This is a genomic window from Limisphaera ngatamarikiensis (genome assembly GCF_011044775.1).
Taxonomy (GTDB): domain Bacteria; phylum Verrucomicrobiota; class Verrucomicrobiia; order Limisphaerales; family Limisphaeraceae; genus Limisphaera; species Limisphaera ngatamarikiensis.
The window spans coordinates 1-14,485 of record NZ_JAAKYA010000010.1 but is presented as its reverse complement, the minus strand read 5'-3'; the positions used below and the strand labels follow the sequence as shown (position 1 = coordinate 14,485).

Annotated in this window: 13 protein-coding genes; 12 read left to right on the top strand and 1 reads right to left on the bottom strand. The window is 66.0% G+C overall.

Annotation, left to right across the window (positions count from 1 at the left end):
- The first annotated feature begins 652 nt into the window (after window positions 1–652).
- The 10 genes from G4L39_RS01525 to G4L39_RS01485 all read left to right on the top strand — a co-directional run bounded on the left by G4L39_RS01525 (window position 653) and on the right by G4L39_RS01485 (window position 12,028).
- The gene (locus G4L39_RS01525; RefSeq protein WP_165105386.1) at window positions 653–985 is read left to right on the top strand and encodes an HU family DNA-binding protein; all 333 of its coding nucleotides are present in this window, start codon (window positions 653–655) and stop codon (window positions 983–985) included.
- A 1,237-nt stretch (window positions 986–2,222) separates the two neighbouring features.
- A complete protein-coding gene (gene hisS / locus G4L39_RS01520) occupies window positions 2,223–3,539 on the top strand; it encodes a histidine--tRNA ligase (RefSeq protein ID WP_165105385.1) in 1,317 nt (438 codons plus the stop codon).
- Complete coding sequence (locus G4L39_RS01515) at window positions 3,536–6,358, top strand: hypothetical protein (RefSeq protein WP_165105384.1); 2,823 nt, start codon at window positions 3,536–3,538, stop codon at window positions 6,356–6,358. Before hisS ends, G4L39_RS01515 begins: the two co-directional genes overlap by 4 nt.
- Window positions 6,359–6,520: 162 nt before the next feature.
- On the top strand, window positions 6,521–6,916 hold the full coding sequence (gene crcB / locus G4L39_RS01510) for a fluoride efflux transporter CrcB (RefSeq protein ID WP_165105382.1): 396 nt from the start codon (window positions 6,521–6,523) through the stop codon (window positions 6,914–6,916).
- A gap of 4 nt (window positions 6,917–6,920) precedes the next feature.
- The gene (locus G4L39_RS01505) at window positions 6,921–7,277 is read left to right on the top strand and encodes a DUF190 domain-containing protein (RefSeq protein ID WP_165105381.1); all 357 of its coding nucleotides are present in this window, start codon (window positions 6,921–6,923) and stop codon (window positions 7,275–7,277) included.
- Between the two features lie 157 nt (window positions 7,278–7,434).
- Window positions 7,435–8,457, top strand: a complete 1,023-nt coding sequence (locus G4L39_RS01500) for an ABC transporter permease subunit (RefSeq protein WP_205880699.1) — start codon at window positions 7,435–7,437, stop codon at window positions 8,455–8,457.
- Window positions 8,458–8,505: 48 nt separating this feature from the next.
- Entirely contained in the window at window positions 8,506–9,111 is a 606-nt protein-coding gene (locus tag G4L39_RS14535) for a substrate-binding domain-containing protein (protein WP_205880698.1), read from the top strand.
- On the top strand, window positions 9,032–9,481 hold the full coding sequence (locus G4L39_RS14530; RefSeq protein ID WP_205880697.1) for a substrate-binding domain-containing protein: 450 nt from the start codon (window positions 9,032–9,034) through the stop codon (window positions 9,479–9,481). The genes G4L39_RS14535 and G4L39_RS14530 overlap by 80 nt, the downstream gene beginning before the upstream one ends.
- Before the next feature lie 52 nt (window positions 9,482–9,533).
- A complete protein-coding gene (locus G4L39_RS01490) occupies window positions 9,534–11,198 on the top strand; it encodes an L-fucose/L-arabinose isomerase family protein (RefSeq protein ID WP_165105380.1) in 1,665 nt (554 codons plus the stop codon).
- Window positions 11,189–12,028, top strand: a complete 840-nt coding sequence (locus tag G4L39_RS01485) for a hypothetical protein (protein ID WP_205880696.1) — start codon at window positions 11,189–11,191, stop codon at window positions 12,026–12,028. Before G4L39_RS01490 ends, G4L39_RS01485 begins: the two co-directional genes overlap by 10 nt.
- Window positions 12,029–12,102: 74 nt before the next feature.
- On the opposite strand, the gene G4L39_RS01480 is transcribed toward G4L39_RS01485, so the two are convergent.
- A complete protein-coding gene (locus G4L39_RS01480; protein ID WP_165105379.1) occupies window positions 12,103–12,642 on the bottom strand; it encodes a hydrolase in 540 nt (179 codons plus the stop codon).
- A gap of 155 nt (window positions 12,643–12,797) precedes the next feature.
- Here G4L39_RS01480 and G4L39_RS01475 point away from each other — a divergent pair, with 155 nt between their 5' ends.
- Complete coding sequence (locus G4L39_RS01475; RefSeq protein ID WP_165105378.1) at window positions 12,798–13,583, top strand: hypothetical protein; 786 nt, start codon at window positions 12,798–12,800, stop codon at window positions 13,581–13,583.
- 689 nt (window positions 13,584–14,272) lie between these two features.
- On the top strand, window positions 14,273–14,485 hold a 213-nt coding region (locus tag G4L39_RS14525), incomplete at its 3' end, for a hypothetical protein (RefSeq protein WP_205880695.1).

Sequence of the window (14,485 nt, the reverse complement as noted above, 5' to 3'; positions counted from 1 at the left end):
AACCCGTTCCGGTCCAGAGCACGAGGCAAAGCCCCGGCCCGAGGAGTCTTAAGACGGCCTTTCGGTTCACGTGGACCCAACTATAGAACGGGTTTCCCCTGCTGCAACCTTGAACTGCCGGTTGCGACACGAGCCGGTGGTGGATCTTCCCTCTGCCACGGGGCGGCGTGGGCGGCTTCGTTTGGGGCTGGCGCGGTTGGAGGAGCGAGCCGGATCGGTGCGTTCCACGCGAGACGGCCCGGCGGCCCCGGAGTGGACTGGCCCCCGGGCCGTTGATGGTGTGGCTGCCTCGCCGGCAGGGCGGGACAGGCGGGCGGAAGGGGCGTGGCTCACCGGCCCTGGTGTTGGACGGGACCTGAACCCGGGCTGTTTTGGACCTGCAGCAGGCAGGGGCGGTGGGTCGGAGGAACAACCCTGGCCCCCGGAAGGCCCGGGCGACGGGAGAGGTGGGATTCCGACCGGCAGTGCCCGGGGGGCGGGGCAGACGTTCTCCGTGCGGGAGCCGGTCCGGTGGGGTCGACCTCCCCTGGCTTGTGCCGGGGGCAACCGGATTTTCCAGCCGGGCGGCCGGTGCGGAAAATCACTTGACCCGCCCCGGGTCCGGGTCTAAAAGGGCGATGCACCAAACGCAAGCGGCCGGGCAAACACACTTATGACTGTCACCAAACGGGATCTGGTCCTGTCCATCACCAAGAAGCTGGGTCACCCCCAGTTGCTGGTGCAGGACGTGGTCCAAGCGGTGTTCGACCGGATGTTCGAGGCTCTCGCGCGCGGGGATAAGATTGAGTTGCGGGGGTTCGGCGTGTTTGAAGTCAAGGTCCGAAAGGCACGTGTCGGCCGTAACCCTCATCAACCGGAAAAGGACATTCCCATTCCGGCCCGCGCGGTGGTCCGGTTCAAACCGGGCAAGGACCTTCGAGAAGCCGTGCTCAAGCTGACACCGTCGGGGACCAATCCACCTTCTGACGCACCTTCTGCTGCCTGACATGACGTTGCGGCCGGGGTGAGCCGGGTGAACCGCGCAAACGCGGTTTGCGCGGCAGTGTTGTTTGGGTCTCCCGGCACAAGAACAGCCCGTCGAAGTGTCGGAACTCAAGTTTGTGCATCGCCCGGGCCGGACTGCAGAAGGTCGGGCAACCGGGCGGACCCCTGCTTTTGGGTTGCCGTTCCGGGGGCCGTGCATTGGATTCGGGTCATTGACGGACCTGGCCGGGTGTCAACGTCTTGAGCAGAGGTTTTCCCGGATTTTTTGCGTGTCCGCGCGGGTGTCGTTGGTGGTCGTATTTCCGCAGCAACGGCAGCTTGCGGGAGCGGAGCAGCCGGGTGGGCCGGGAGGACATCCGCGGATTTGCCCGTCGCGCGGCCGCTTTGAGGGCGCTGTTCGCGCTGGCCGGATCCGATGGCTGGCCTCGCGGGGATGGTATCCCTCTCCGGGGTAGCCCGGCATTGGCGCGGGAAGAAGGTCGCGTCGCATGGTCCTCCGACTTTCCTCGGCGACAGGCCTTTGGACCGGTTTTGATCTCGTGCACCAAAAGTAACTGTTACCGGGCGCGGGCGGGCGGAATGCCCGTTGCGCCAAAATGGCTGTTACCCTGTTGACCCTCCCTTGGGAAACCAAGGGGGCCAACGCCCGCAGGCGCTCGGCCCGGCTTTGCTCCCGTTGGGGCGCACGCTTTTTGACCCCGGTCTCCGGCTCCTTCAAGCCGGCAAACGGCGCCGGGCTTCGATCGCCTTCTTCTGCCGCTCGATGTCCCGAGCCAGCGGGATGGGGTTCAGCGTAGGTTGAAGGGCTTGCAGGCGGGCCTTGGCTTCCGCGCTGACTTCCGCCGCCGCCAGCACCCGCGCCGAGGGCGTCTGCGCCGGCCCATTTTGCTGTGCCAGGCGCCGGCCCCGCCGTTGCTTCGGCTCCAGCTTGAGGGTTGGGCAGGAAGTGGTTGATCAACTGCCCCAGCGCGCCGGCGCACAGGGCGTTGATCAGCGGGGTGACCTCGGGGTTGTCGTAGCGTTCGTAGCCGACGTGTTCCTGCACCCGCGTCCGGTTGCGCAGCTCCACGTGCGCGTTGTCGTTCCTGTGCCAGGGCCGCGCCCGGGTCGAAAGCACCGGTCGAGGCCGTTGGCTCAGCCGGGCGACCAGGTGATCTTTTTGGCGCAAATCTTTGAAGGCCGGGTCCGTGGTTTTCGGCTTTAGTAAGGGGAGTCAGCGCTTAATCTGTTCGGGCACTATGGAACGATTGCCGGGATTTCGCGATTTTTATCCGGATCCGGTCCCTTCCGGGGACGCGTTGGCCTGGAGCGCCAGCCTGCGCGATTACATTCATCGGACCTGGCGGCGGGTGGCGCGTCGGTACGGATTCGTCGAGTACGACGGTCCGCCGCTGGAGCCGCTGGAGCTCTACAAGATCAAGAGCGGTGAGGAAATCGTGCAGCAGCTCTATCATTTCGTGGACAAGGGGGAACGCGAGGTGGCGCTGCGGCCGGAGATGACCCCCACGCTGGCGCGCATGGTGGCGGCGCAGGCGCGCCAGTACAAGAAACCCCTCAAATGGTTCGCCATCCCGCAGTTGTTCCGTTATGAGCGCCAGCAGAAGGGTCGGCTGCGTGAACATTTTCAGTTCAACGCGGACATTGTCGGCGAGGCGGATCCGGCGGCGGACGCCGAGGTGATTGCGCTACTGGTGGACACGTTGCGGGCGTTCGGGTTTGGTCCGGCGGATGTGGTGGTGCGTGTGAGCAGCCGGCAGGCGTGGCAGGAATTCTACCGGCAGCAGGTTCCTGCGTCGGCTGCGGACCCTGCACGGGAGTACGCCTTTTATCAGGCCATCGACAAACTGGAACGCGTGCCCCGGGAGGAGACCGAACGCAAACTGGCCGAACTGGGGATTTCGTGGGACAAGGTGGAGGCATTTTTGCGAACCTCGCCGCCCACGGCCGAGCTGCATGCGGTGATGGAAAACCTTCGCACGCGCGGCCTGGATGGGTTTGTGGCGATTGATTACCGGGTCATCCGCGGCCTGGCCTATTACACCGGGATTGTGTTCGAGGCGTTTGATCGGCAGGGTCAGTTCCGGGCCATTGCCGGTGGTGGCCGGTACGATCATCTGATCCGTTTGATCAGCGGGGGACGGGTGGACCTGCCGGCCCTGGGCTTTGGCATGGGAGACGTTGTGTTGGCGGAACTGATCCGGGCGCGCGGTTTGGCGCCGGCGGCACCGGCCCGGGTGCAGGTCTTCTGTCTGGTGGAAGACGCCTCGCTGCAGGCCCCGACCGTGCGGCTGGTGCAACAACTCCGGGACGCCGACCTTGAAGTGGACCATCCCCTGGGGCCGGAGAAGCCGGACAAGCAGTTTAAACGGGCGCGCGACGCGGGGGTGCGGTTTGTGGTCCAGTTGGTTCGCGACGAATCCGGGACCGTCCGGGCACAGGTTCGTGACCTGCAGACGCGCGCCACGTGGACTTGTGCCGAGTCGGAGGTGCTGGCGCGGCTGCGCGAAGCGATGACCAGGCCGTTGGAGCTTGGGTCGGGGGAGGGTTCGTCATGAAACTGTCGGAAATGCGGGATGAGCCTGGTGCGATTCGGGGTTTGCGACCGGGCGCGGGTGCGGCCTTCGTGTCAGCATCCATCAGGGTACCGGGTCATTTGGGTGTGTTGGTGGCTGCGATTGGGTGGTTGGCGGCCGGGACGGGGGTGGGCGCCGAGCTGTGGCAGCGGCGATTCGATTTTCGCGAGGAGTGGACGGTGCGGGAGTGGGAACCCTGGCATGATTTGGCACCGTTGCGGGCCACGGCGGAGGGGATGGAACTGCGGATCACGGGCGGGGACCCCTATTGCGGCGGCCCCCGGCTCGGCCTGCCGGGGATTTTACCGGTTTGGCTGGAGTTGCGGTTGTGGTCGGAACAGGGTGGCACGGCGCAGATCTTTCATTTCCGTGATCAGCCGCGGGAGGAGGATTCGGTCCGTTTTGATGTGCCGGCCGGGCAATGGTACGAAGCGCGTCTGCCATTGCCGCCGTTGTCTCCGGACACACGGCTGCGATTTGATCCACCGGGCACAGGTGGGCGTTGTGTGTTGGAGCATTTGACCGTTATCGAGCGGCGGGTCCCGCAGCCGCCGGCATGGCCCGTGCCCGCAGAACCGCAGTTGGCCGCGCCGGTGGTGGAAATTTCGGCCGGTCGGATGGCTTTGCGGCACGGCCGGGCCGGCCCCGGCGATTTCGATCTGCAGGTGGGGGGTGTACGAATGGCGCGGGGGCATCCTCACGCATGGCTGGGGTACCAACGGGGCGACGCGGTGCGATGGATTTCGTGGGACGGGAGGGGAGGGCCTTCGCAGTCGGGCGGGTCCGGGTCGTCTGCGGCGACCGGGGGCGCCGAGGTGTGGATGGAGTCCGGCCGTACGGTTCGGGTCCGTGCCCGGCTGCGGGATCCGGATGGCGGGCAGTGGACGTTGGAACAGGCGTTTCAGGGCTCGGACGAGGGGAGTTTTCGAGTGGTGGTGCGGGTGGGCTGCGATCAGGACCGCGAGGTGTTGCATCTGCCGCTGTTCTGGTTGGTGGCGGGGCCGGGGGACGCGGGCACGAACAAGCAGCAGGCGTTGTTTGCCGGGTTGGAGTATTTGGAGGACGAACCCAGCAGCTCCACGGCGGACCTGTTGCCGCCGGCGTCGAACCGCCAGGTGCCCGACACGGCGAAACTGACGCTGCCGCTGAGCGTATTGGTGGCGCGGGACCGGTACGTGGGGGTGTTGTGGGAGCGTGCCGGTGACGAGGTGGCCGCTGTGTTTGACTCGCCGGACCGGCTGTTTCGGAGCGGGGGCCACCTGATGGGCTGGATCTTTCCAGGGTCCGACGGCAGGCTCCGGGACGAGTCCAATCTGTTGCCACATGGGCCGGTGCGACTCGCCGCGGGGCAAACGCTGGAGTGGCGGGGTTGGATTCTCGGCGGCGAGGGCAGCACGGTGGTGCCGGCGGTGCAACATGCGTTGCGGTTGATGGGCTGGCCGGCGTTGCCCGACCCGGGACTTTCGGCCCGCGACTATTTTCGGTTGGCGGCGCGTGGGTGGCTCGATTCGGACATTCGGCAGGGCGACCTGTTCCGACATGCCGTCTGGCCGGGGTTTGGGCCGCAACCGGCGGCTGATGCGGCCTGGACGATGCTCTGGCTGGCGGGCCGGGTGGAAGATCCGGCCCTGGCACGGCGGCTGATTGAAACGGCCCGGGCGGCGGTGGCGCGCGTGCCCGCAGGCCGGCGCAATCAACAGCAGGTGGGGCACATCCGCTGGCCGGTGCCGGCGCTCGTGTTTGGCGATGGATTGGCCGAGGCACGGAGCGCGGCCGAGCTGGCGCGGGCCGCTCTGGGCGAGTTTGAGCCGGACGGTTCGCTGCTGTACAAGCCCCGGCCCGGCGGACCTGACTTCGCGCGGACCCATTTCTCCCGGGAAGCCAGCGGGTTCATGGCGGAGCGGGTGGCGGCGGTGTTGGAAGCCGCGCTCTGGACGGGGGAACCGGACCTGATCGCGGCGGGCTTGGAAAAGCTGGAGGTGTTGGACCGGAAGTTTCAGAACGGCGTTCCGCGCGGTGCCCAGACCTGGGAGATACCGCTGCACACACCCGACATTCTGGCGGCTGCGCATCTGGTTCGCGCCTTTGTCCGCGGGTATGAGCTCACCGGGGAGCAGCGGTGGCTGGACCGGGCGCGCTACTGGGCGTGGACCGGCGTGCCGTTTGTATATCTGACCCGGCCGGTGCCGGGTCCGGTGGGATTGTACGCGACGATCCCGGTTTTGGGCGCCACCGGTTGGCGGGCACCGGTGTGGCTGGGTCGGCCCGTGCAGTGGTGTGGCCTGGTTTACGCGGATGCGTTGTGGGAGCTGGCCGAACACGATCCGCAGGGGCCCTGGGCGCGTCTGGCCCGTGGGATCAGTTGGTCCGGCGTGCAACAGACCTGGCCGGCCGATGACCGGGCCCGCGGCGGGTTGTTGCCGGACTTTTACCTGCTGAGGGAACAGCGCCGGGACGGACCGGCCATCAACCCGGCCACGGTCCTTTTGCCGGCGATTCGCGCCTATGAAGCTCCCCTGGCCTACAGCCGGTGCGTGGTGCGGTCTGCCGGGTTGAGGCTGCATGTGCCGGGGACGGTCCGGGTGGAGGTCAACGAGGCCGACCATTTGGTGTTGCGCGTGGAGCCATGGCCGAAGGAACCGTGCTGGATCCTGATCAACGGCTGCCAACGCCTGCCGGAGGTCCGAAGGGACGGCGTGCCGGTGGAAGTTCGGTGGGGACGGGACTTCGAGGAATCGGGTGGCCGGCTTGTGGTACGTGTGCAGGGGCCGACGCGGATCGAACTGCGGCATTGGCGTTGAGGTAGGTCGCAGAGCGGTGTCCCTGCCCACCCGGTCGGCGCCAGGGCGCCCCGGCTGGTTCCCCCGTCTCGGCTCCGGGCCCCGGGTTGCGATCTGCGCTTACCGACCGAATCCGTGGCTGCACGGGCTGCGGTGTGGGACTATGCTGGTGCCGGAACGGTTATGGTTCAGTTGCTGTGTGTTTTTGTGGGGGGAGGTTTGGGGGCGCTGCTCCGTTGGTGGATTTCCGGTTGGGTGGCGGAGCGCGTGGGTGAGACCTTTCCTTGGGGCACGTTGGTAGTCAACGTCACCGGATGCATCGTCGTGGGCTTCCTGGCCGGGCTGTTTGCCCCGGAGGGCCGTTGGTGGGCGACGCCGGAGGTGCGGCAGTTTTTGATTCTCGGAGTCTGCGGGGGGTACACCACGTTCTCGTCGTTCAGTCTCCAGACCTTGAACCTGCTTCAGGACGGTCAGTGGTTGGCAGGGCTGGCCAACGTGGGGTTGTCGGTTGTGCTCTGCATGGTGGGGGTGTGGCTGGGGCATTGGTTGGGTCTGTGGACGCAAACGTTAAGGAGCTGAGGTTATGCAACTGCCCGAGGACTCTGTTCTGGTGCGGATTTTCGTGGGCGAGAGTGATCGGTGGGACCACCGACCGTTGTACGAGGCGATTGTGTTGAAGGCCCGGGAAATGCACCTGGCCGGGGCGACCGTGCTGCGGGGGCCCATGGGATTTGGCAAATCGAGCCGGCTGCACACGGCCAAGATCCTGCGATTGTCCATGGACCTGCCCGTGGTCATCGAGATCGTGGACACGGAGGAGAAAATCCGGTCCTTCCTGCCGGTCCTGGAACCGATGATGCAGGGCGGGCTGGTCACGCTGGAAAAGGTGAAGGTCCTTCATTACCGGGCGGGCGGTACCGGTCAGGCAGAAACGAAGTAGCAACCGAGGGACGCGGAGCGGCCGGGCCGGGCCGGGGTCCGCAAACCCGGTATGAACGGCCGGGGGGACGGTAGTGGCCCACCCGGCAGGGCATCCGGTTCAACCGGGGACGGCCATACGCCCGTGACGCGCACGAGGTGTGAGTGAACAACGACCAGTGTCGGCGGAGTTGTCTCCACGCCGGAAGATCGGCTGGAACCGATCCGGCTCGTGGTGGCGGTCCCCGGCATCGCGAGCCTGGCTGGCCCTGGCCCTGGTACTGGTGCTGGGTTTGTTGTTTCCCGCCGATGGTGCGTTTTACCAATGGGGCACTCACCGGGACGCCCTCCGGCAAACATCCGTTTACGGCATCCTGGCCTGCGGTCTGACCGTGGTGATTGTCAGCGGCGGAATTGATCTGTCGGTGGGGAGTGTGCTGGCCCTGGTGGCGGTGGTGACGGCGCGGCTGGCCATACATGCGGGGTGGCCGGCGTGGGGTGTGGTGTTGATCGGTTTGACCGTGGGCGGTGCCGTGGGTTTGGTCAACGGCCTGCTTGCCGCGCGCCTGGGTTTGCAACCGTTTATTGCCACGTTGGCCACGATGGTGTTTGCGCGCGGCCTGGCCAAATGGTCCTCGGGCGGGATGAAAGTGTCCACGGCGGTGCCGTTGCCGGACGGTACATTTCGTTACGTGGACGTGCCGGCGTTGTTCCGGTGGATTGATACGCGGGTCCTGGGGGGAAACGTTTCGGTGGTGACACTGGTGTTTCTGTTTTGTGCGCTGGTGTGCGGGTGGCTGTTGACCCGGCATGCGTGGGGTCGGTGGTGGATGGCGATCGGGGGCAACGAAGAGGCCGCCCGGCGATCCGGCGTGCCGGTGGCCCGGATGAAGATGGCGGCGTACGTGGGGAGCGGACTGCTGGCGGCCGTGGCCGGGCTTTGTCAGGCGGCCCAGGAGCAGCAGGGGGATCCGGAAACGGGCGCGGGGTATGAACTCATCGCGATTGCCATGGTGGTGATGGGAGGCACGCGGCTGAGCGGTGGGGAAGGGGGCATGGGTCGTACTTTGTTGGGCGTGCTCACGGTGGGGTACCTGGAAAAGATCCTCAGCATCAATGCGGTGCCGGAGGCGGGACGCCTGATGTTGATGGGCGTGATCATCGTGCTTGCGGTGTTGACTCAGGGCATGCGGAGAAGTTGAATCGGTCCGCGCCCGGCGCCCGGCCGGTCCTTGTCCGGCGTCGCACCCATGAAACCGCGCCTGATGATTCCCGTTGGTTGGGCACTGGCCACAGCAGCGGTGCTGCTGGGGCTGGCGGGTTGCGAGCGTCCCTCGGGTGGGCCCGCACCGGCCCGGCAGGACGGCGGACCGCGCGTGTTCACCATAGGCATGAGCCAGTGCAACCTGGGCGAGCCGTGGCGGGTGCGAATGAACGCGGACATCCGGGCGGCGGCGGCCCGGCATCCGGAACTGCGCGTGATCTTCAAGGACGCGCAAAACGACACCCTCCGCCAGCGGGCGCATGTGGAGGAGTTCATCAATGCCCGGGTGGACCTGCTGATCATCAGTCCCAAGGAGGCCGCGCCGCTGACCGAACCGGTCGCACGCGCCCTGGATGCCGGCATCCCGGTGATTGTGTTGGATCGGGCGGTGCTCGGAGAGCGGTTCACCCGCTTCATCGGTGCCGACAACGTCAAGATCGGCCGTGCCGCGGGCGAATGGATCAAGCGGCGTCTGGGCGGGCGCGGTCGGGCGGGTGGAATTGAAGGGGCTGATGACGTCCATCCCGGCCCAGGACCGGCATCGGGGCTTTCGCGAGGCCATCGCCGGCACGGACATCGAGGTGATTTTTGAGGCGGACATGAAGTGGTTGGAACCCGAGGCACGACGCGAGATGGAATCGGCCCTGGCCAGGTTTCCAAAGATTGACCTGGTGTATGCGCACAATGACCCCGGTGCACACGGCGCCTGGTTGGCGGCACGGGCTGCGGGCCGGGAAAAGGAAATGCTATTTGTCGGGATTGATGCCCTGCCGCAGGAAGGGGTGGCCTACGTGAGGCAGGGGATCCTGGACGCCACGTTTCAATACCCCACGGGCGGCAGCGAGGCCGTGGAAACCGCGCTGCGGATCCTCCGTGGGGAACCGGTTCCGAAACGGATCGTTTTGGGCTCGCGGGTGTTCGATCGCTCCAACGTGGAGCGCGGCGGTGACCCGCTGCCCTGATGAGGTGCCGGAATCCGAGGACATCAACCGTGCAGACATTCCAACACGCACCATGAAAACGAAAGCGACGCAAGGTGGAGGAAACTCGAAACAGGGCTCGCGAACGGTGGTTCTGGTGGCCAGTGGCGACCTGCGGCTGTCGGCCAACCAGGTTTGCTGGCCCGCGCAGGCGGCCATGGAAAAGGCCCTGACAGCGGCCATCGAGGCCGAGGGCTTCCGCGTGGTTCGGGGCCATCCCTACAAACCGCGCCTGAAACACGGTTTTATCGCCTCTCAGCGGGAGGGGTTGGAGGTGTTCCGGCAGATTGACCCCGACCTGCCCCTCATCGTGGCCGAGGCGGTGTGGCAGTACTCGCACCATGTTTTTCCGGGTCTGACCACGCACCGCGGCCCGATCCTGACCGTGGCCAACTGGTCCGGCCAATGGCCCGGCCTGGTCGGGATGCTGAACCTCAACGGGTCGCTCACCAAGGCCGGCATTCGGTATTCCACCCTCTGGAGCGAGGATTTCCAGGACGAATACTTCCGCAAACGATTGCGTGACTGGCTGACCACCGGTTCCTGCCAGCACGACACATCGCACGTGGTGGAATGGGATCGGGTCAAAGTGCCCTCCCGGGCACGCCGCGTGGGCGAACAACTGGCTTCGGAGCTGATGCGGAACAAGGCGATCCTGGGCGTCTTCGACGAGGGTTGCATGGGGATGTTCAACGCCATCATCCCCGACGATCTATTGCATGCCACCGGCGTGTTCAAGGAACGGCTCAGCCAGTCGGCCCTCTACTACGAAACGCTGCAGGTTACGGACGAGGAAGCGCGGGCGGTCCGGGACTGGATGGAAAAACGTGGCATGAAGTTCCACACCGGTCCGGACGAGGCGACCGACCTCACCGACAACCAGATCCTCTGGCAGTGCAAGATGTACATTGCCGCGCTCCGGATCGCCGACGATTTCGGCTGCGACGCCATCGGCATTCAATACCAGCAGGGGCTGAAGGATCTCCTGCCGGCCAGCGACCTGGTCGAGGGCACCCTCAATAACACCCAGCGCCCGCCGGTCCGGTCCCGCGACGGTCGCCGGGTGTTGTTCCCGGGCCGACCGCTGGTGCATTTCAACGAGGTGGACGAGTGTGCGGGCCTGGACGGCCTGATGACCGCCCGCGTGCATGCCGCGTTGTCCCAGCCGGTGGAAACCACCCTGCACGACGTCCGGTGGGGCGACCGGGACCGGTCCGGCACCGTGCAGGATTACGTCTGGGTCTTCGAAATCAGCGGGGCCGCGCCGCCGGCCCATTTCATTGGCGGTTGGAAGGGCGCCGAGGGTTTCCGTCAGCCGCCCATGTACTTCCCGAAGGGCGGTAGTACCCTGCGCGGCATCTCCAAACCCGGCGAAATCGTCTGGTCACGCATCTACATCGCCGACGACGCCCTGCACATGGACCTCGGCCGCGCCAAGGTCGTGGAACTGCCCCGGAGCGAGACCGAGCGGCGCTGGCAGGCCACCACACCCCAATGGCCCATAATGCACGCCGTCACCTACGGCATTACCCGCGACCAGATGATGGCCCGACACAAATCCAACCACATCCAGGTCGCCTACGCGCAGGATGCCGACTCGGCCGACCTGGCCCTTCTGACCAAGGCCAGCATGGCCGCCGCCCTCGGAATCCGCGTCCACCTGTGCGGGACACGTGCCAACGGCAAACCGTGGGCCTGACCCAACCGGCCTCTCCGGAGGCACCGCCACGTTCCATCATCCGCGACCTGCGGGAGGTGTATCGCCGGGCGCGGGCCCGGTTCGGTCACCAGCACTGGTGGCCGGCCGATACCCCGTTCGAGGTGTGCGTGGGCGCCATCCTCACCCAGAACACGGCCTGGACCAACGTCGAACGCGCCCTCGCCAACCTCAAAGGCGCGGGCCTGCTGGACCCGCGCCGCCTCTACGCACTGCCGGAGGAAACCTTGGCCGAACTGCTCCGGCCGGCAGGGTATTTCCGGGTCAAAGCCCGTCGGCTGCGGGCGTTCTTGCAGGTGGTGGTGGAAGAGTGCGGCGGTGAGCTGGAGCGGCTCTGGGCCGGCCCCACCGCGCAGGTCCGGGCCCGGCTTCTCCGAATTCCCGGTGTGGGACCGGAAACCGCCGACAGCATGTTGTTGTATGCCGGCGGCCATGCGGTCTTCGTCGTGGACGCGTACACCCGCCGGATTTTTGCCCGGCACGGATGGTACCGCGGCAGTCCGGTTTGGGTCCGTGCCCATGCCGAACCGGGCGACCGTCCCGCTTCGGAAATTCCGCGCCGGCCACTGCCGCTACCTCACCCGGTTCCGCCCGCGCTCGGTTACGATGCACTCCAGACGCTCTGCCAACAGGCCCTCGGCCACAAACACGGCGCCGCCCGACTCGATTATTGGCAGGATTACCACGCTCAACTCGTCATGATCGGCAAACACCACTGTCGGACCCGACAACCCGCCTGCGACACCTGCCCGTTGCGGGAGCTTTTGCCGGAGGCGACTTTGCAAGCCGGTGGTGCGGTGTTGGGAGGATGAGTCGGGCATGGGTTCGGCCCGTGGCGAGCTCTCCCGGGCCGACGTTGCCCAACCGGCCCGACGCATGGTGCATGTCATTTCACCAGGGCCAGGATCGCCTTGAACGCCGGCGACTCCGCCGTCTGCAGCAACTCAAACAACGCCATCTCCACGCAGGTGGGTCGCGCGCCCAGCAGGGATAACTTGGTCAGGGCCAGTTGCCGGTGCTCGGCCGAGCGCGATGAAACCGCGTCGGCCACCACCTCCACCTCGTACCCTGCCTGCAGCAACGCCACGGCGGTCTGATAGATGCACACATGCGTCTCAATCCCGGCCAACAGGACCTGCCGACGTCCGGTCGCCTCGATCGCCTTTCGGAACGCGGGGTCGGCCCAGCAATTGAAGGTCATTTTCGTAACCGGTTGCTGCCCCACCAGCAGCGACCGCAATTCCGGCACCGTCAGACCCAGTCGGGTGGGGTTCTGCTCGGCCCAGACCACGGGCAACCCCAGATGTTGCGCGCCCTGAATCAACCGCCGCAGGTTGGTGATCAGCGCCTCCTGGTCTGCCATGACCCGGGCGAGTCGTTCCTGCACATCAATCAACGCCACCAGGGTGGTTTGTGGATCCAACATGTCTCCAGCATGGATGCGGAAGACAACGGTGGAAAGCCGGCACTTCGCAGGTCCGACGCGGTCCGGCGTGATGGCACGCACGTCGTCCGGTTGCCGCGGTCGCCCCTTCGTGATAAGGTCAGGGCGAAGACGTGCCGGGGAGTCGGTACCCAGCCATGCAGTGGAGCGACACAGACCTGAAGTTTGTGATTGAGACGGTGGTCACCACCCGACAGGACCACGACCGGATCGTCGAGCTGGTCCGGGACAAACCTGATCTGGTGGCACCCTTGCTGGACGATCCGCGCCTGGTTCAGCGCCTGCAGAACGAGAAGGAATGGCTGGCGCGGATCAGCCCGCGTCTCCTCTTCACCCTCCTGTTGCGGCGGCTGCGGCGCGACCTGGAGGAACAGGGGATCGTCATCGAACGGGAGGGCGGTTACCGCTTGCCGGTGTTTGCCGGTGCACAGGCGCGGAGCCTGTTGGATGAACCCGGCGTGTTTGATTACCTGGTGGACCTGCTCTGCTCCTTCGTGCGTACCCGCAGCGGCACGGTGTACTGGAAAGAACGCGGCTTTTGGCGCAAACGCAGGTTCAGTGACCTGGACCTCGACGACATGGTGGCCCTGTGCCACATGGTCGCACCGGAATGGCGCCCACGCCTGTATCGGCGGATCGGCGATATCGCGCTCTTCTTGAGCGGGGTTTTCCCGGACCACTTGACGCGCCTCTGGCAGGGCGTCCGGCATCGGCTTCGGGATCGACGAACGCTGGCCGATTACGAACGAGAAGGCCGATACTTTTACCGCCTGGCCGCACAACAGGCCGAGCCTCACGTTCCCCGTACGGTCCTGGAACGTCTGGCCGAGCAGTTCACCCTGGCCCGCGAGATTCTGACCACCCTGAGCGACCGTTACCTCCGCCCGTTGCGCGAGCAATACTTCCACACCCCGGCTGCCTGACGGGTGTAAGAGGGCTACCGCATCGGCACCGCGCGGGAGTTCCGCTGGAGCCCACCCGGAACCCTGGGTTGGCCAAGTGGTTCCGTCCGGGCAGTGAATCTCCGACCCGGACGATCCATGGTTGCGGCTTGTTCCGGAGGCTTTGGGTGGGATCGGGACCGGAAAGCAATCGTGGCGCGGACGCTGTGAACCGGAGCTACAAGGTCTCCTTCTGCTGCTCGAGGTTAAGACGATTCCTCAGCCGGTCGCATGCCACGAGGTCGTCAGGTTCCGGCCTCTCGCCCTCTGCGCCTCGGTCACGGGGCCGGATGCGAGCTTGTAGGAGGGTGCCTGGTGCGACTTTGAAGTCCGATCCAAAGGCTGGGAACTTCAATGGGGTCGGCTGCGGGCCGAGGTGGCAACGCGATGGTTGCCCGAGGGCCCGACCCGCCCGAGTTCGCGTCCGGGCGTTTGTGTTTGTCCTGGCCTGCGCCCACGGGTAGAAGGGATACAAGGTGAGGCCGGGGTCGGTCAGGACTTTGGGGAAAGTTCTGGCACGGTCTCCCTGGTCATGACGCAAACGTACGGATCACTCAGAAACCGTGGCGATGCGCGAAGGGGCTGAGTCCAGGTGGGCAACAGAGGGGAAGATGCGGCGTCCCGGGATAACTTCGGATCGATGGGCCCGGCTGAAGCGGCAGACGGCTGCCGTGGTTAAGGGCCTTTGCGTTCTGGCGTGCAGTTGGGTGGGCGGTACGGCCCGGCTTGAAGGCACACCGCCCCCGCCGGTCTTGGAGATTCAACCCAAATGGACGGTGGGCGGGCGGGTGGGGCCCGAGATGGCCCTGACATTTTCGTCGGATGGGAGTGTGTTGTGGACCGGCGGGTTTTCGTACGGGGTCAGCTCGTGGTCGTTCCCAGAC